This window comes from Microbacterium sp. Root280D1, from assembly GCF_001428975.1.
GTDB lineage: Bacteria > Actinomycetota > Actinomycetes > Actinomycetales > Microbacteriaceae > Microbacterium.
The window spans coordinates 842,731-860,492 of sequence record NZ_LMJK01000002.1 but is presented as its reverse complement, the minus strand read 5'-3'; the positions used below and the strand labels follow the sequence as shown (position 1 = coordinate 860,492).

Below are 17,762 nucleotides of genomic sequence, written 5' to 3'. Positions count from 1 at the left end.
TCATGCACATCGTGCTTCCCCGACAGGAGCTCTCATGACCGAACAGACCACCACCGGATCCTCGCGCGTCAAGCGCGGTCTCGCCGAGATGCTCAAGGGCGGCGTGATCATGGACGTGGTCACCGCCGATCAGGCCAAGATCGCCGAAGACGCGGGCGCCGTCGCCGTCATGGCGCTCGAGCGGGTTCCCGCCGACATCCGCGCACAGGGCGGTGTCTCGCGCATGAGCGACCCCGACATGATCGACAGCATCATCGCGTCGGTGTCGATCCCCGTCATGGCGAAGGCACGCATCGGCCACTTCGTCGAAGCGCAGGTGCTGCAGGAGCTCGGCGTCGACTACATCGACGAGTCCGAGGTGCTCTCTCCCGCCGACTACGTGAACCACATCGACAAGCACGGCTTCGCTGTGCCCTTCGTCTGCGGTGCCACCAACCTCGGTGAGGCGCTGCGCCGCATCAATGAGGGCGCGGCGATGATCCGCTCCAAGGGTGAGGCCGGCACGGGGGATGTCTCCGAGGCGATGAAGCACATCAGGAAGATCCGTGGCGAGATCGCGGCTCTCACGGCTCTTCCGAAGGACGAGCTGTTCGTCGCGGCGAAAGAGCTGCAGGCGCCGTACGAGCTCGTGGCCGAGATCGCCGAGACCGGCAAGCTCCCCGTCGTGCTGTTCGTCGCGGGTGGCGTCGCGACCCCCGCGGATGCAGCGATGATGATGCAGCTGGGCGCCGACGGCGTCTTCGTGGGCTCGGGCATCTTCAAGTCCGGCAACCCGGCGGAGCGCGCCAAGGCGATCGTCAAGGCGACCACCTTCTTCGATGACGCCAAGGTGATCGCCGAGGTCTCACGCGGACTCGGCGAGGCTATGGTCGGCATCAACGTCTCCGACCTCCCCGCGCCGCACCGCCTGGCCGAGCGTGGCTGGTAGTCCACGGGTCGGCGTCCTCGCGCTGCAGGGCGACGTGCGCGAGCACGCCGCCCTGCTCGCGGGACTCGGAGCCGAGGTGGCGCTGGTGCGCCGCCCGGAGGAGCTTGCGTCTGTCGACGGTCTCGTCATCCCCGGCGGCGAGTCCAGCGTGATCGACAAGCTGTCGCGCACATTCGGGATGCAGGAGCCGATCAGGGACGCGATCGCTGCGGGACTCCCCGTGTACGGGACATGCGCCGGGCTGATCCTTCTCGCCGATGAGGTACTCGACGGCATCGAGGGACAGCAGTCATTCGGCGGCCTGGACATCTCCGTACGCCGAAATGCCTTCGGACGCCAGACGGAGTCCTTCGAGATGGACCTCGACGTTCCGGCGCTCGGTGAGGTGCCCGTGCACGCGACGTTCATCCGAGCTCCGATCGTCGAAGGCGCAGGCGAGCGGGTCGAGGTGGTCGCCTCGCTTCCGGACGGCAGAATCGTCGCCGTGCGGCAGGGGCCACTCGTCGGCACCAGCTTCCACCCCGAGGTCGACGGCGAGACGCGCTTTCACGAGCTGTTCCTCGCGGGAGTCCGGGAGCGCACCTCGCGCCGTTGACGCCATGCCGTGCGACCCGCCACGGACCGGCGCGTGACAGGCGAGGGCCCGAGGTCGGACTATTCTCGTTCGAGTGACTGGATCCAGGGCTGAGGCCGCGTATGCGCGTGCCGTCACCGCATTCAGCACCCCGACACTCGATCTGCTGCACGGTCGGTTCGCCCCGTTCGTGGTCGCGTCGCTCACTCTTCTGTTCACCGCCGACCGGGCGTCTGTCGCGGTCGCGGATGCGCACGCCGAGCTGGGCGAGGTGCTCGACGAACTCCGAGCGGCGGGGTACGACGACGACAGGCGCCTTCCGTCCGGGAGCGGCCGGGACGTGTGCCGGAACTGGGTGCGCCTCGGCTGGCTGATCCAGCAGATCGACGACGACGTCGAGGTCTACCGCCTGTCTGCGCATGCCGTCGCAGCACTCGAGATATCCGGCCGCACCGGCGGAGGGCGCACGCGCGTGTCGAACTCCCGCGTGCGCACCCTCCTCGACGCGGTCGACCACCTGTCGGTGAGCGCGGAAGTCGACCCGGTCCGGCGGCTGGCGCGGCTGTATGACGAACGCGATCTGCTCGACGCAGAGATCGCTCGCATCCAGGAGACCGGGCATGCCGACCCTGCCGACGATGAGGAGCTCCTCGAGGAGGCCGAGAACGTCCTGCACCTGGCACGCGAACTGCCCGCCGATTTCACGCGCGTCGCCGAGTCGCTCAGGTCGATGCAACGCGACGTCGTCGCCCACCTGCGCAGGGACGAGAGACCGACGAGCGAAGTGCTCCGCGAGTATCTGCAGCGCGCCCAGGATGTGATGCAGTCGACACCGGAGGGGCGCGCGTTCGCAGGAGCCCTGCGTCTGATCGGCGACCCCGATCGCATCGATGCCCTCACAGAGCAGCTTCGCGGACTGCTCGGCCGGCCCTTCGCCCGTATGCTCGACGGCGCGCAGCGCGCCGAGCTCGACGCCATCGGTCGACGCGTAGAGCAGGGGGTGGAGGAGGTGCTGGCCGCGCAGCGCCGCGCTTCGCACGTGATCACCGGCCAGGTGAAGACCCACGATCCGCTGCGCGATCGTCAGATCGACGACCTCCTGCGCGACGTCATCGCCGGGCTCCATGGGTGGTCCGGCCCGGCGACGGTCGTCGACCCGGTGCGCAGCATGCCGCTGATCGATCTCGGGCATCTGCGTCAGACCACCAGCGATATCCGCCCGCCGCGTGCACCGGCGCCCCTCGCCGACGCCGATGACGTCGACTTCCTCGATCATGACACGCGCGCCTGGGGCGGTCCGAGATATGCCGAGCTCGAGGAATACGTCGCCGGACTGGGGACGGACTTCGACCTCGCCGATGCCTTCCGGTCGGTGCCCGACGCGGCTCGGCGCCCTGTCGATCTGCTCGGTCTGCTCGAGATCGCGCACCGGAACGGCCTCACCGAGGGAGATGGTATCTCGACGGTCGAAGCATTGCGCCCGGACGGCACGAGCAGGCGATTCGCATTCGGCGCCGTGACCGCCCGCAGCACGAAAGAGGATTCAGATGATGAGTGACGACGACCTCACCACAGCCGGCGCGGATGAGGGGTTCATCGCTCCGACGGCGATGGAGGACGACCTCGAGGCGCACTTCCCCGGCGATCGCGGCACGCTCGATCCCGAGATCAGACGCGTGCTCGTGCACCTGCTCCAGCGGCGTTTCATCTCGATGGAGCGCAACCGACGTGAGTGGACGCTGCTGCTCGAGCACCAGCAGGTGATCGAGTCGCGGCTCAACGACATCTACCTGCGTCTGATCATCGATCACGCCAGAGGGTTCGCGTACAAGCAGCAGCTGCGCTCTGACGAGGTCGAGATGCCCGTGCTGCTGAAGGACTCTCCGTACTCGCGCGCCGAGACGCTCGTTCTCGTGCACCTGCGGACCGTCTACCAGCGCGAGTCCGCGTCCGGCGAGGGTTCAGTGCGGATCGACATCGAGGACGTCGAGCAGACCGTGCTGAGCTACTTCGCGGACGTCGACGGCGGAACCGCGAAGCAGCAGCGCGCCATCCGCAGCGCATTGGATCGGCTGGATCGAGAGGGCATCGTGCAGGAGGAGACCAGCGGACGCTACCGGATCACCGCGCTCGTCGAGGTGGTGCTCAGTGCGGAGACGCTCAAGGAGCTGCGGGAGTGGCTGCGATCCCAGGCGGTGGTGGCGCGATGACGATGATGGACACGCTCTTCGGGATGATCCCCGCGAGCTCACGCGGTCAGCAGTGGGTCGCGGAGGAGCTCCAGCTCATCAACTGGGGCGGCTACGACGGCGGTCCCCACCGAGTGCGGTTCTCGCCCGATGCGACCCTGCTGTGCGGCGGATCGGGGTCGGGCAAGTCGACGCTCATGGACGGCTACATCGCGCTGATGATGCCGCACACGACGCCCTTCAACGGCGCGTCCAACGGCGGCGTCACGGGCCGTCCCCGCGGCGACGAGCAGCGGAACATCCTGTCGTACGGGCGCGGCAAGATCGACGAGTCCCGCACCGAGGAGGGGACGAAGCTCCGCGTGCTGCGCGGCGACGGCGAGGACACCTGGAGCGCCGTCTCGATGACGTGGTTGGATCACGACGGCTCGCGCTTCACGGCGGTGCGCGGGTGGTACATCCCCGCGGACGCCCGCACCCTCGAGGACACCACGCGATTGCGGGCCACGATCGACGGCGCCTTCGACCTCTCGCAGCTCGAACGCGCTGCGGTCCAGCGACTCAGTGACGCGTCGGTGCGCGCCGTCGGGCTGGAGCCCGTGGCGACCGACCGCGAGTTCTCGGCTCGACTTCACGCCGTGCTCGGCATCGGCGCGGCCGGTTCGGGGGCGAAGGCGATCAGTCTTCTGGCCCGCATCCAGGCCGGTCAGCAGATCACGACGGTCGACGACCTCTACAAGAAGCTCGTGCTCGAGGAGCCCGAGACGATGGCGACCGCGGACGCGGTGGTCGCTCATTTCGATGAGTTGGAGAGCACCCGGACGCGGATGCTCGTCGCCAAGCAGCAGGTGGCGGCTCTCGAGCCGATCCGCGAGATCTCGCAGCGCATCGCGGCGGCGTCGGCGCGGATGAGCGTCGTGGACGAGGTCGGGGTCTTCTCGGAGCCGACCTCCCTCGCGTCCCTGTGGAGCGCCGAGCGCCGCCTCGATCTGCTGCGCGAGGTGGAGGCGGATCTGCGTGACCGCACCCAGGCGCTGCAGCTGGCCGTCCGCGAGAAGAACGCACTGATCGCCGCCGCCGAGGTCGAGCGGGAGGGGCTGCTCGACGTCCTGCGGCAGTCCGGAGGCGACCGCCTCGAGACCGCTCAGCGCGAGCTGCGGGGTGTCGAGCGCCGACTGGAGGACGTCCAGCGCGAGCGGGCGCGCTTCGACAGCGTCGCCAGGGAGCTCGGCGCCGAGGTGCGCACCGCATCCGATTTCGAGGAACTGCTCGCCCGCGTCGGCCGGGAGCTCCCGCAGAGCGGACTGCGCGGAGCCCGCGCCGCCTTCGCCGATGCAGAGTCGTCGCGCCGAGCGGTCGAGAGCGAGCTGAGTCGGGCGCGTGCCGAGCAGGACCGCACCCGTGAGCTCCGCGGGAGCATTCCCGCGCATCTGCATGAGGCGAGAACTCTCCTCGCCCAGGCGGCCGGGCTCACCCCGACGGATCTGCCCTTCGTCGGTGAGCTCATCGAGGTGCGCACCGAGTTCGAGCCCTGGCGGGACGCGTTCAACCTCGCCCTCGGCGGGTTCGCGCGGACATTGCTCGTCGATGTCGCGGACCTCGGGCGGTTCCGTGCGGCCATCGAGTCGGTGCGCATCGCTGAGCGGATCAGCTACGAAGGCGTCCCGACGGGCGTCGCCGAGTCTCGGACGGCGGACCCCCGCACGCTCCCCGGTCGTCTCGATCACCGATCGACGCCGTTCACCGGATGGCTTCAGCAGCGACTCCGTGAGCGGTTCGAGTACGTGTGCGTGGACTCGTCGACCGAGCTCGCCGAGCACCCTCGCGCGCTGACGCTCGCGGGGCAGGTGTCGCACGGAGACCGCGGGTCCCATGGCGGGCATGGCCGGGCGAACATGCTCGGATTCTCGAACGCGCGCCGTCTTCGCGAGCTCGACGAGCAGATCAGCCAGCTCGAGAGCCGCCGCGATGCTGCGACTCAGGCCGCTGCGGACGCCGAGGCCGACCTCGACCGGATCGAGGCGACGTCCAAGGCGCACGCGAAGATCGAGGACCTCACCTGGGATCAGATCGACGTCGAGGCCGTCACGGCGGAGCGCGCGCGATGGGTCGCAGTGGAGGCGGAGGTCACCGACGAGAACCCGAAGATCGCCGAGCTGAAGTCGCAGGCCGAGGAGCTCAGAAGACGGGTCGGCCGTCTGCGCGACGAGAGCTCCCGACTCGGGGGAGACCTCACACTCGCTCAGGACCGTTGGGTGGAGGTCACCGACCAGGTCGACGACTGTCAGCGGATCGTCGATGCGGCTGAGGCGGCCGAGATCGCGCTGGAGGAGCGGCATCGTTCGTTCCTCGACGCGCGCTTCCTCGGAGCAGACGCGGCCGTCAGCGTGACGGCGTCGGAGCGCCTCGCTCACCTCGACGCCGCATTGCGCACGGCCGCGACCAGATTGCTCGAGGATCGCACGTCGGCAGCCGCGGCACACGCCGAGCAGCGTGAGCAGATGCGACGCCTGATGACCGGCTTCCTCGAGCGCTGGGATACGCTCACGATCCTCCCCGACCCCGACGAGTCGGTCGCGGAGTTCGAGAGCATCCTCGTGGCGCTCGAGACCAACGGCCTGCACGAGCTGGAATCCGAATGGCGAGACAGCCTCCTCAAGCTCTCCGGAAACGATCTGACGAGCCTGGATTCGACGCTGGGTCGTGCACTGCGCGAGATCAAGAACCGCATCGACCCGATCAACAGGATCATGGAGGAGCTGCCGTTCTACGACGATGATCACCGTCTTCAGATCACACCGCGCGAGAACCAGTCCGAGGCGCGCAGGCGATTCCGCAAGGAGCTTCGCGAGGTGCGCAGTCTCATCGACGCAGCGGAGACGGATGTCGATCGTGAGAGCGTCTACCGGAGGATGAGCCGTCTCATCGGTCGGATGCGACGCACGGCTCCCGACTTCGCCGAGCTCATCGACGTGCGCAACCATGTGCGGGTGAGCGCGGAGCGGGTCCATGCGACGACCCGGGAGCATGTCGCGCTCTACGACCACATCGGCGAGAAATCGGGTGGAGAGTCGCAGGAGCTGGTCGCCTTCATCGTGGGCGCGGCACTGCGCTACCAGCTCGGCGACGCGGGTGCCGAGCGTCCGAGGTATGCACCCGTGTTCATGGACGAGGCCCTGATCAAGGCGGACGCGCACTTCACGAAGCGTGCGATCGGAGCATGGCGGGGTCTCGGCTTCCAGCTCGTGATCGGTGCGCCGAACGACAAGTACAGCGCCATCGAACCGCATGTCGACGTGGAGTACGACATCCTCAAGGACACGCGCGGCCGCTCGTGGGCACGGCCGAAGGTCGGTCTGCCCGCCGAGTGACACCGGCGATAATGGTCAGCGCGACACGAGAGTTCGGATCGCGCCGACCGTGCGGTCGATGTCGTCCCGGGTCGTCGCCCAGGACGACATCGAGCAGCGCAGCGCAGCGCGACCTCTCCACTCGGCCCCGGTCATGGCGGCGGTGCCCTCCACGAGCACGGCCTCACCCAGCCGTCGCGTCGCCTCATCGGAATCGAGACAGAACATGACCTGCGTGTAGTCGACGTCGTTGAGGATGCGGATGCCGTCGATCGTCGTGAGCCCGTCGGCCATCGCCACCGCGTTCTCGTGCAGCCTGTCGATCAGGTTCGAGATGCCGTCCCGTCCGAGGCTGCGCATCGCCGCCCACGCGGGCACGCCGCGTGCGCGACGGGACAGTTCCGGCGTCACGTCCCACGGGTCCAGACTCGTGTAGATGAGGTAATCGCCACCCGTGCGGAACGCGGCGATGGAGTCCGCAGGGTCGCGGACGATCGCCATGCCGCAGTCGTAGGGCACGTTGAGCGTCTTATGCGCATCTGTCGCCCACGAATCGGCGTCGGACATGCCCGCCGTCAGCGGCTGCAGCGACTCGGAGGCCGCAGCCCAGAGGCCGAATGCGCCGTCGACGTGCACCCAGGCTCCGTGCCGATGGGCTATCGGTATGAGGGCTGCGAAGTCGTCGAATGCGCCGGTGTGCACTTCTCCGGCCTGTAGACAGACGATGGTCGGTCCTGAGCCGTCCGCGAGGACGCTGTCCAGGGCGTCTGGTCGCATGCGCCCCTGCGCGTCGGATTCGACGGCAGTGATGCCGGTGCGTCCGATCCCGAGGAACCGCGCTGCACGGTCGATCGACCCATGGCGGTCGGCACCTACGACGAAGCGCATCTGCGGAGATCCGTGCAGTCCCTTCTCGCTGAGGTTCCAGCCGACTCGAGCGAGAACGGCGTTCCGTGCCGTCGCGAGGCAGGTGAAGTTCGCCATCTGGCCGCCGGTGACGAATCCGACGCTCGCGTCGTCGGGCAGGCCCAGGATGTCGAGCATCCACCGGCCGGCTATGCGCTCCAACGCCACGGTCGTCGGCGTGAGCAGGGCGGATCCCGAATTCTGGTCCCAGGCGGACACGAGCCAGTCGGCGGCGAGGGCAGCGGGATGCGTGCCGCCGATGACGAACCCGAAGAATCGTCCTCCGGGGATCGCGACGAGACCGGGGTCCGCCCGCGACACGATCTCGCCGATCACCTCTTCCGGGTCCATGCCTTCGGCGGGCAGGGGGCCGCCGAAGGCGTCGAGCATCTCGGCGAGGGTCGCCCGCGGCCACACCGGTCTGTCGTCGAGCGACCCGAGGAACTCGAGTGCTGCTCGGTGGGCGGCGTCCAGTCCGCGGATCCTGTCATCGTCGACGCTCTGGTCCATGTGTCAGGACTACACCCACGCCTGACCTCACACCAGAGCGATCACGGGAACAGGAGGCCGCCGCTCCGTGTGCGGCCACAGGCCGCGGGCATGGTTCGATAGAATGGACGATGCCCTGGGCCGTGCCCACGGGCGGATACGACGAGCGGAGAATTATGTCCGGGCATTCCAAGTGGGCCACCACGAAGCACAAGAAGGCCATCATCGACTCCAGGCGCGCCAAGTCCTGGGCCAAGCTCATCAAGAACATCGAGGTCGCGGCCAAGCTCGGCGGAGCCGACCTGCAGGGAAACCCGACGCTGTTCGACGCGGTGCAGAAGGCGAAGAAGACGTCGGTCCCGAAGGACAACATCGATCGCGCAGTGAAGCGCGGCGCGGGCATCGGCGGCGAAGCGGTCGAGTACACCTCGATCATGTACGAGGGGTACGGACCCAACGGCGTCGCGATGATGATCGAATGTCTGACCGACAACAAGAACCGTGCTGCGGCCGAGGTCCGCACTGCTCTCAGCCGCAACGGCGGAACCCTCGCCGACCCGGGCAGCGTCGCCTACAACTTCAGCCGCAAGGGCGTGATCGTGGTCGGCTCCGAGGGGACCACCGAGGATGACGTGATGATGGCCGCGCTCGAAGCGGGGGCCGAAGAGATCGAGCCGCACGCCGAGGGCTTCGAGATCATCACCGAGGCGACGGATCTCGTGACCGTCCGCAGCGCGCTGCAGGAGGCGGGAATCGACTACGAATCCGCCGACGTCGAGTTCGTGCCGAACCTCAAGGTCGAGATCGACGCCGACACCGCTCGCAAGATCTTCCGCCTCATCGATGCACTCGAAGACAGCGAGGACGTGCAGAACGTCTTCACCAACTTCGATCTCACCGCCGAGGTGCAGGCCGAGCTCGAGAACGACGACGCGTAGGCGCGCCGACCGCGTGCCGTCGGACGAGACGCTTAGCCTGGGGGAGTGACCTCCTCCTCGCTTCGCGTGCTCGGCATAGACCCGGGTCTCACCCGGTGCGGCGTGGGGGTCGTCGACGTCGACCGGGCTCGACGAGGGACGCTGGTGCATGTCGGAGTCATCCGCTCGGCGCCCGATCTCCCGATCGGCGAACGACTCGCGATCGTCGCCGCGGGCATCCGAGAAGTGCTGGAGCTCCATCGGCCCGACGCTGTCGCGGTCGAGCGCGTGTTCGCGCAGCAGAACAGTCACACGGTGATGGGCACCGCCCAGGCGAGCGGCGTGGCTCTGCTGCTCGCTGCTGAGGCAGGACTCCCGGCGGCCACGCACACTCCGAGCGAGGTCAAGGCGGCGGTCACCGGCTACGGCTCGGCGGACAAGCGTCAGGTGCAGACCATGATCGCCCGGATCCTGCGCCTGGATGCGCCGCCGCAGCCGCCGGATGCCGCTGACGCCCTCGCGATCGCGCTCTGCCACGCGTGGCGTCGGGGCGCAGCGGGGGTCCCGGGTGTGGATGCGCTCACCCCGGCCCAGAAGGCTTGGGCCGACGCGGAGCGTGTCGCTCGAACATATCTACGATCGGGTGCGTAGGCTGGGCGGATGATCTCCTCGCTGCACGGCGCTGTCCTCCACTCGACCGCCGATCAGGTCATCATCGACGTCGGGGGAGTCGGGTTCTCCGTCTCGGTGCCCGCAGACGTGGCTCACACCGCGACCGTCGGCGAGAAGCTGATGCTGCACACGAGCCTCATCGTGCGCGAGGATGCGCTGTCGCTCTACGGTTTCGCCGACCGCAGCGAGCTGGAGATCTTCGGTCTGCTGATCAGCGTGACCGGCGTCGGGCCGAAGTCGGCGCTGGGGGTGCTGTCGCATCTCACCGTCGACCAGATCGCGGAAGCCGTGACATCGGAGGATGACGCCCCGTTCCGCCGTGTCTCGGGTATCGGCCCCAAGACCGCCAAGCTCATCGTCCTCCAGCTCGCGGGCAAGGTGCATCCGGTGGGCGCGGCGTCGAAGCCCGCCGCGAACGGACCCGTCGACGTCGTCGATCAGGTCGCTGCCGCGCTCGTCGGTCTGGGGTGGTCCGAGAAGGTCGCCGCCGAGGCCGCCGCGCAGACGGCCGCGGAGGCCTCTGAGGCCGAGCGGGCAGCCGTCGCACCGCTGCTGCGCCGCACCCTCGCACTGCTGGGGCCGGCGCGTGTCTGACATCCGCGACGCTGCCGAGCCCTCCGACGACACCGAGCTGGCGATCGAGGGAGCCCTGCGACCCACGAGCCTGGGTGAGTTCGTCGGTCAGCAGAAGGTGCGGGGGCAGCTCCAGCTGCTCCTCGATGCCGCACGGATCCAGAATCGCCCGCCCGACCACATCCTGCTCGCGGGCCCGCCCGGGCTCGGCAAGACCACGCTGGCGATGATCGTCGCTCACGAGAGCGAACGTCCGCTGCGCCTCTCGAGCGGACCGGCGATCCAGCACGCCGGCGACCTCGCCGCGCTCCTCTCGAGCCTCGTGCCCGGCGAGGTGCTGTTCATCGACGAGATCCACCGGATGGCGCGGTCGGCGGAGGAGATGCTCTATCTCGCGATGGAGGACTTCCGCATCGACATCATGGTGGGAAAGGGCGCGGGGGCGACCAGCATCCCGCTGGACCTCGCACCGTTCACGCTCGTGGGTGCGACGACGCGCTCGGGTCTGCTGCCGAACCCGCTGCGGGATCGCTTCGGCTTCACCGGTCACCTGGAGTTCTACGAGGAGGCGGAGCTCGAGCGCGTCATCGCACGCTCGGCCCTCATGCTGGGCGTCGATCTGCCGCGGGATTCACTGTCGGAGATCGCCCGTCGCTCGCGCGGCACTCCTCGTATCGCGAACCGCCTGCTGCGTCGAGTGCGCGACTATGCGCTCGTTCACGGCGGCGGCGCGGCCTCCCTGGTCGGGGTCAAGGCGGCGCTGGAGCTCTACGACGTCGACCCCATCGGACTGGACCGCCTCGACAGAGCGGTGCTCGAGGCGCTCGTTCGGCGCTTCCGCGGGGGTCCCGTGGGGCTCAGCACGCTCGCGGTCGCCGTGGGCGAGGAGGCCGAGACGGTCGAGAGCGTCGTCGAGCCCTATCTCGTGCGCATCGGATTCCTGGGTCGCACACCTCGAGGTCGCGTCGCCATGCCGGAGGCCTACAGCCACCTCGGCATCGCGCACCCGGACGGGGCGCTCCGACTTGATGACCTATAATCGCTGAAGACTTCCCCTGATAGAACTGCGCGACCGTCCTGTGGTGCGCGCACCTGAGAAAGGCCCTTTGCCACCATGCCCATGGAAATCCTCCTCTTCGGCCTTCTCGCCGTTCTCGTCGTCTTCATGTTCGTCAACGGACGCAAGCGCCAGAAGCAGATGAAGGCTGAGCAGGAGGAGAAGGCGACCAAGACCGTTCCCGGGGTCAAGGTGCTCCTCCAGGGTGGTATCTACGGCACGATCGTGGCCTACGACCACGACGACCTCGACTCGCCCGCGCTCGTCGAGATCGCTCCCGGCACCGTCATCGAGGTGCACAGCCAGGCGATCCTGCGCATCGTCGAGCCCAAGGACGCGATCGAGACCGACCCGGCAGTGCTCGCCGCCGAGGATGCACCGATCGTGAACGACGTTCCCGTCGTCGACGACGCTCCGGCCCTCGAGACTCCCGAGGAGACCCGTCGCCGCCTCGAGCGCGACGCCGACGACAAGTAGCCTTCGCGCTGCACCACCTCGGCACTCCGGCATCTTAGAAAGCTGATCACACGTGGCCACTTCTTCCCCGGTCCGTCATGCCTGGCGGGTCCTCATGGGCCTGCTCCTGGTGACGGGCGTCCTCTTCGGCATCAACGCGCTCGGCGTCCACGTGTTCGAGAAGAGCTCCTGGACCCCTGAGCTCGCGCTCGACCTGCAGGGCGGCACGCAGATCGTGCTCAGTGCCGAGACCGAGGACGGCGCTGCGCCCTCCCCGGAGCAGCTCGATCAGGCGGCCGCGATCATCCGCCAGCGCGTCGATGCGTCCGGTGTGGCCGAGGCCGACATCACCACCGAGGGCGGCCGCAACATCGTGGTGCAGATCCCGGGTGTCGCAGACGAGCAGACGCGTGCGCGCATCCAGTCGAGCGCGCAGCTGGAGTTCCGCCCGGTGCTCGCCACGACGGCCGGCACCAATCAGTACGTGGGTGAAGACGGCAACGAGACGGCGTATCCGACCCCGGACGACTCGCTGAACGCGACGCCGACGGCCGAGCCGACGGATGCGAGCGACCTCGCCTGGGTGACCGACAGGCTCGCCGCGGAGTTCCAGGCCTACGACTGCGCCAACCCCGAGAACGACCCCTCGAATGCGCCCAAGGACCAGCCGCTCATCGCGTGCGATCCCTCGGGCCAGGCGAAGTACCTCCTCGGTCCGACCGAGCTCACGGGTGACGCCATCACCGACGCATCCGCGGGTCGCGACCCGAAGACGGGCGCGTGGCTCGTCCAGCTGACGATGAACGGCGACGGCGCCGAGGCCTTCGGCGAGGTGAGCACCCGCCTCAACCAGAACCGCCTCGCGGAGCTCTCGCCGCGTGATCAGTTCGCCTTCGTCCTCGACGGATCGGTGATCAGCGCACCGCGCATGAACGGACAGATCCTGGACGGTCGCCCGAGCATCTCGGGAGACTTCAACCAGGAGTCGGCGACGGCCCTCGCCGACCAGCTCAAATTCGGCGCCCTGCCCCTGAGCTTCGAGGTTCAGAGCTCCGACACCATCTCCGCGACCCTGGGCACCCAGCAGCTTCAGATCGGTCTCATCGCGGGCCTCATCGGTCTCGCACTCGTGGCGATCTACTCACTGATCGTCTATCGGGCGCTCGGCTCCGTGATCATCGCGTCCATCGCGGTGATGGCGGTTCTGACGTACATCATCATCTGCATCCTCGCGTGGCGATTGGGCTTCCGCCTGTCGCTCGCCGGCGTCGCGGGCCTCATCGTCTCGATCGGCTTCACCGCCGACTCGTTCATCGTGTACTTCGAGAGGATCCGAGACGAGCTCCGCGACGGAAAGTCGATCACCTCGGCGGTCGAAGACGGCTGGGGCAGAGCGAAGCGCACGATCTACATCTCGAAGTCGATCAACATCCTCGCGGCAGTGGTGCTGTACATCCTCGCGGACTCCACTGTGAAGGGCTTCGCCTTCACTCTGGGGCTCACGACCCTCATCGACGTGTTCATCTTCGTGATCTTCACGCACCCGGTGATGCAGCTGCTCGCCCGCACCAAGTTCTTCGGCGGAGGCCACAAGCTCTCCGGTCTCGATCCCGAATCGCTCGGTGCGGTGTACCGCAGCCGATCGCAGTTCCGTCAGGTGTCGACCGCCACCGCGGGCCGCGGCGCGAAGAACGCCAGAGCCAAGGGCGAAGCCGAGCGCCGTCAGACCATCGCAGAGCGCAAGCGCGCCGAAGCACTAGCCGGTGAGAGAACCACCCGCACCGGAAGCGAGGGGGACGCCTGATGGCTTCCATGAACGAGTTCGGTAACAACCTCTACACGGGAAAGACGTCCTTCCCGTTCGTCGGCAAGCGCCGCCTGTGGTTCATCATCGCGATCGTGCTGGTCGTCGGCTCGGCGCTGGTGCCGCTCATCCGCCCGATCCAGTTCTCGATCGAGTTCACGGGCGGGTCGCAGTTCACCGTGCAGGCGCCCGACAGCTTCGAGCAGGAGACCGCGAAGACCGCGGTGCAGTCGGTCGTACCCGGCGCGGCGACCAAGGTCGTCGTGGTGGGCGGCAACGACATCCGCGTCCAGACCGATCAGATGAGCGCCGCCGAGACGCAGCAGGTCTCCAACGCCCTCGCCGATGCCTACGGCGTCGAGCCCGAGAGCGTGACCTCGTCGTTCATCGGACCGGCGTGGGGTGAGAACGTCACCAAGCAGTCCCTCTGGGGTCTCGCGATCTTCCTCGCACTGACGTTCCTGATCCTCGCGATCTACTTCCGGACGTGGAAGATGTCCGCGGCAGCGATCCTCGGCCTGCTCGACGTCCTCGTCATCACGGTCGGCGTCTACGCCCTGGCCGGGTTCGAGATCTCACCGGCCGCGGTCATCGGATTCCTGACGATCCTCGCCTACTCGCTGTATGACACCACGGTGGTGTTCGACAAGATCAGGGAGAACACCACGGAGGACGGCGAGAACTCGACGCGAACCTTCGGCGAGTCGGTCAACCTCGCGGTGAACCAGACGCTCATCCGATCGATCAACACCTCGGTCGTCGCCGCACTGCCGGTCGGCGCGGTCCTCTTCATCGGAGCCTTCTGGCTGGGCGCCGAGTCCCTCACGGACATCTCGCTCTCGATCTTCGTCGGCATCCTGGTCGCGACCTACTCGACCCTGTTCGTGGCCGCGCCGCTCTACTCGCTCTTCCGCGAGAACGAGCCGCAGATCGCGGCACGAGATGCCAAGATCCGCGAGGCGCGAAGCCTCGCGACCGCAGAGACCCGATAGTCCCCGCTCCGCGGGGCCGCACCCCGTGGAGCACGCGTAAGCTGTTGTGATTCGGAGGTGAGCGGATGGCGGAACCGCAGACGGCGTCGCAGGGCTCCAGCCTGAGACGACTGGTTCCCCGCATCTTCTCCCGCGCGCCCAGGATCAACGACCTCGACAATCTGATCCGCACGGTCCGTGCGAATCACCCGCGAGGCGATCTCGCCGTCATCGAGCGCGCCTACGCCGTGGCCAAGGAGAAGCACACCGGCCAGCAGCGCCAGAGCGGCGAGCCCTACATCACGCACCCGCTCGCCGTCGCGCAGATTCTCGCGGAGATGGGCCTGGGTCCTCGAGCCATCGCTGCGGCGCTGCTGCACGACACCGTCGAAGACACCGGCTATGCGCTCACCGACCTCACGGCGGAGTTCGGCGACGAGGTCGCGATGCTCGTCGACGGCGTCACCAAGCTCGACAAGGTCAAGTACGGCGAGAGCGCCCAGGCCGAGACCGTCCGCAAGATGATCGTCGCGATGTCGAAGGACATCCGCGTCCTGCTGATCAAGCTCGCCGACCGCCTGCACAACGCCCGCACGTGGGGATTCGTCCCGCCCGAGAAGGCTGCGAAGAAGGCCAAGGAGACGCTCGAGATCTACGCGCCTCTGGCCAACCGCCTCGGTATCCAGGCGATCAAGTCCGAGCTCGAGGACCTCTCGTTCGCCGTGCTGCATCCGAAGATCTACAACGAGATCCACAACCTGATCGCCCAGCGCACCCCGCAGCGCGAGAAGTACCTCGCTCAGGTCGTCGAGGAGATCGACGAGGACCTGCGCGATCTGCGCATCCGAGGCAAGGTCGTCGGGCGTCCGAAGCAGCTGTACTCGGTGTACCAGAAGATGGTCGTACGAGGCCGTGAGTTCGACGACATCTACGACCTGATCGGCATCCGCGTGCTGGTCGCGTCGGTGCGCGACTGCTACGCGGTGCTCGGCGCCATCCACGCGCGCTGGACGCCGCTGCCCGGTCGCTTCAAGGACTACATCGCCACCCCGAAGTTCAACCTCTACCAGTCGCTGCACACCACGGTGATCGGACCGTCGGGTCGGACGGTCGAGATCCAGATCCGCACGCACGAGATGCACCAGCAGGCGGAGTACGGCGTCGCCGCGCACTGGATGTACAAAGAGCGGATGAACGGCGGCAAGACCGAGGTCCGCGCCGCCGACAACGACATGGCGTGGCTCGCGCACATCTCGGACTGGCAGGCCGAGACGGCGGATCCCGGCGAGTTCCTCGACTCTCTGCGCTTCGAGATCGGCGCGAAAGAGGTCTACGTCTTCACGCCGAAGGGGCGCGTCGTCGGGCTACCGGCGGGTGCGACGCCGGTCGACTTCGCGTACGCCGTGCACACCGAGATCGGCCACCGCACGATGGGCTCGAAGGTCAACGGGCGCCTCGTGCCGTTGGAATCGGAGCTCAAGAGCGGTGACGTGGTCGAGGTCTTCACCTCGAAGAACCCCGACGCCGGCCCTAGCCAGGATTGGCTCGGCTTCGTCAAGAGCACCCGCGCACGCAACAAGATCCGCGGATGGTTCACGAAGGAGCGTCGCGAAGAGGCGATCGAGCAGGGCAAGGAGGCCATCGCTCGCGCGATGCGCCGCCAGAACATGCCGCTGCAGCGCCTGATGAGCCAGGACTCGTTCGCCGAGGTCGCACATCAGCTCCGCTATGAGGACGTCTCTGCGCTGTATGCCGCCGTGGGCGAAGGTCACGTCTCCACGCAGTCCGTGCTCGAGAAGGTCACCGCGCTGGTCGCGGCGACCGATCCCGCCACAGGTCCGATCGACCTCCCCGGCAGCATGCCGTCGCGGGAGCCACGGGCAGGGGATTCGGGTGTCCTGGTGCGCGGAGCATCGGACATCCTCGTGAAGGTCGCGAAGTGCTGCACTCCGGTTCCCGGAGACGAGATCGTCGGTTTCGTGACGCGTGGTAGCGGCGTGTCCGTGCACCGCACGGACTGCCCGAACGTCAAGGCGCTCGCGAGCGAGGAGGACCGCTTCGTCGAGGTGTCGTGGGCCCCGACGACGAAGAGCGTCTTCCGGGTGCAGATCCAGGTCGAGGCCCTCGACCGTTCGGGGCTGCTCTCGGATGTCACCCGGGTGCTGAGCGAGCATCACGTCAACATCCTGTCGGCGACCGTCAGCACCACCGACGAACGCCTCGCCATCAGCCGCTTCGTCTTCGAGATGGGCGATGCCGTCCACCTCGACCGGGTGCTGAACGCGGTGCGTCGCATCGACGCGGTGTATGACGTGTACCGCGTCACCTCGTCCTGACGAGAATCCTCTCGAGCGCGCCGCGTCCGGCGCGCTTTCCCGGCACGCGGGTCATGCGCTCGAGCTCCCGAAGCGCAGCGGATACGAGATCGGGTTCGGCGTCGGCGAGGAGCACCATCCACCGATGCAGGGATCCGTCGCGGTGGAGTCCGAGAGCGAGATCGACCATGGTGCGCTCCGGCGTCATCACCGGTACGCCGCCGATCACGACGAGATCCGACGGTGGCAACGCTGTGTCATGAAGGATCACTCGTGCGGGCAGTGCGGGGCGGATCCGATGGCTCACTGCGCGCCGGACGTGATGGCGTGCAGGGGGAGTGTCGCCGGCACCGTGGATCCAAGCTGCCGTCGGGCCGGAGGCGGCCGTGTCCGCAGGGACGAGGGGCGCGAGCGCGGCTGCTCTCGCGCTTGCGCTCTCGACGAGATCGGCGGGGATGTACCCCTCGCCCAGATCGACGAGATGCCCGTCGAGCCTCGCCGCGCTGAGTTCGGGGATCGTGAGGCGTTGGCCGGGCAGATACAGGAACGCGGGATGCATCA

The 17,762-nt window shown here is 67.8% G+C and carries 15 protein-coding genes; 13 read left to right on the top strand and 2 right to left on the bottom strand.

Going from position 1 to position 17,762, the window contains the following annotated elements:
- The first annotated feature begins 34 nt into the window (after positions 1-34).
- The 5 genes from pdxS (at position 35) to ASE34_RS10295 (ending at position 7,062) form a co-directional block, all read left to right on the top strand.
- Positions 35-928, top strand: a complete 894-nt coding sequence (gene pdxS, locus ASE34_RS10315; RefSeq protein WP_056278787.1) for a pyridoxal 5'-phosphate synthase lyase subunit PdxS — start codon at positions 35-37, stop codon at positions 926-928.
- Positions 918-1,523, top strand: a complete 606-nt coding sequence (gene pdxT, locus ASE34_RS10310) for a pyridoxal 5'-phosphate synthase glutaminase subunit PdxT (protein WP_056278786.1) — start codon at positions 918-920, stop codon at positions 1,521-1,523. The genes pdxS and pdxT overlap by 11 nt, the downstream gene beginning before the upstream one ends.
- Positions 1,524-1,596: 73 nt before the next feature.
- On the top strand, positions 1,597-3,060 hold the full coding sequence (locus ASE34_RS10305) for a DUF3375 domain-containing protein (RefSeq protein ID WP_053096186.1): 1,464 nt from the start codon (positions 1,597-1,599) through the stop codon (positions 3,058-3,060).
- Positions 3,053-3,712 carry a DUF4194 domain-containing protein gene (locus ASE34_RS10300; RefSeq protein WP_053099121.1) on the top strand — a complete coding sequence of 220 codons (660 nt, stop codon included), beginning with the start codon at positions 3,053-3,055 and terminating at the stop codon, positions 3,710-3,712. Before ASE34_RS10305 ends, ASE34_RS10300 begins: the two co-directional genes overlap by 8 nt.
- On the top strand, positions 3,709-7,062 hold the full coding sequence (locus ASE34_RS10295; RefSeq protein ID WP_056279074.1) for an ATP-binding protein: 3,354 nt from the start codon (positions 3,709-3,711) through the stop codon (positions 7,060-7,062). The genes ASE34_RS10300 and ASE34_RS10295 overlap by 4 nt, the downstream gene beginning before the upstream one ends.
- Before the next feature lie 15 nt (positions 7,063-7,077).
- Here the strand turns inward: ASE34_RS10295 and ASE34_RS10290 are convergent, their stop codons facing one another.
- The gene (locus ASE34_RS10290) at positions 7,078-8,457 is read right to left on the bottom strand and encodes a pyridoxal phosphate-dependent decarboxylase family protein (protein ID WP_056278785.1); all 1,380 of its coding nucleotides are present in this window, start codon (positions 8,455-8,457) and stop codon (positions 7,078-7,080) included.
- A 155-nt stretch (positions 8,458-8,612) separates the two neighbouring features.
- On the opposite strand from ASE34_RS10290, the gene ASE34_RS10285 reads away from it, so the two are divergent.
- The 8 genes from ASE34_RS10285 to ASE34_RS10250 all read left to right on the top strand — a co-directional run bounded on the left by ASE34_RS10285 (position 8,613) and on the right by ASE34_RS10250 (position 17,222).
- Positions 8,613-9,374 carry a YebC/PmpR family DNA-binding transcriptional regulator gene (locus tag ASE34_RS10285; protein ID WP_053096182.1) on the top strand — a complete coding sequence of 254 codons (762 nt, stop codon included), beginning with the start codon at positions 8,613-8,615 and terminating at the stop codon, positions 9,372-9,374.
- Between the two features lie 45 nt (positions 9,375-9,419).
- Positions 9,420-10,004 (top strand): crossover junction endodeoxyribonuclease RuvC, encoded by a 585-nt coding sequence (gene ruvC / locus ASE34_RS10280; RefSeq protein WP_053096180.1) that lies wholly within the window; start codon positions 9,420-9,422, stop codon positions 10,002-10,004.
- Positions 10,005-10,013: 9 nt separating this feature from the next.
- Positions 10,014-10,619, top strand: a complete 606-nt coding sequence (ruvA, locus tag ASE34_RS10275; protein WP_056278784.1) for a Holliday junction branch migration protein RuvA — start codon at positions 10,014-10,016, stop codon at positions 10,617-10,619.
- A complete protein-coding gene (gene ruvB / locus ASE34_RS10270; protein ID WP_053096175.1) occupies positions 10,612-11,637 on the top strand; it encodes a Holliday junction branch migration DNA helicase RuvB in 1,026 nt (341 codons plus the stop codon). The genes ruvA and ruvB overlap by 8 nt, the downstream gene beginning before the upstream one ends.
- A 75-nt stretch (positions 11,638-11,712) precedes the next feature.
- Positions 11,713-12,132: a preprotein translocase subunit YajC gene (locus ASE34_RS10265; protein WP_308418036.1), complete on the top strand. Its 420-nt coding sequence runs from the start codon at positions 11,713-11,715 to the stop codon at positions 12,130-12,132.
- A 52-nt stretch (positions 12,133-12,184) separates the two neighbouring features.
- Positions 12,185-13,915 (top strand): protein translocase subunit SecD, encoded by a 1,731-nt coding sequence (gene secD, locus ASE34_RS10260; RefSeq protein WP_053096171.1) that lies wholly within the window; start codon positions 12,185-12,187, stop codon positions 13,913-13,915.
- A complete protein-coding gene (secF, locus tag ASE34_RS10255; protein WP_056278783.1) occupies positions 13,915-14,907 on the top strand; it encodes a protein translocase subunit SecF in 993 nt (330 codons plus the stop codon). The genes secD and secF overlap by 1 nt, the downstream gene beginning before the upstream one ends.
- A gap of 65 nt (positions 14,908-14,972) precedes the next feature.
- Positions 14,973-17,222: a RelA/SpoT family protein gene (locus ASE34_RS10250; RefSeq protein ID WP_053096167.1), complete on the top strand. Its 2,250-nt coding sequence runs from the start codon at positions 14,973-14,975 to the stop codon at positions 17,220-17,222.
- Here the strand turns inward: ASE34_RS10250 and ASE34_RS10245 are convergent.
- The gene (locus ASE34_RS10245; RefSeq protein ID WP_053096165.1) at positions 17,209-17,760 is read right to left on the bottom strand and encodes a type IV toxin-antitoxin system AbiEi family antitoxin; all 552 of its coding nucleotides are present in this window, start codon (positions 17,758-17,760) and stop codon (positions 17,209-17,211) included. The two genes, ASE34_RS10250 and ASE34_RS10245, sit on opposite strands and share 14 nt — an antisense overlap.
- Positions 17,761-17,762: the final 2 nt, after the last annotated feature.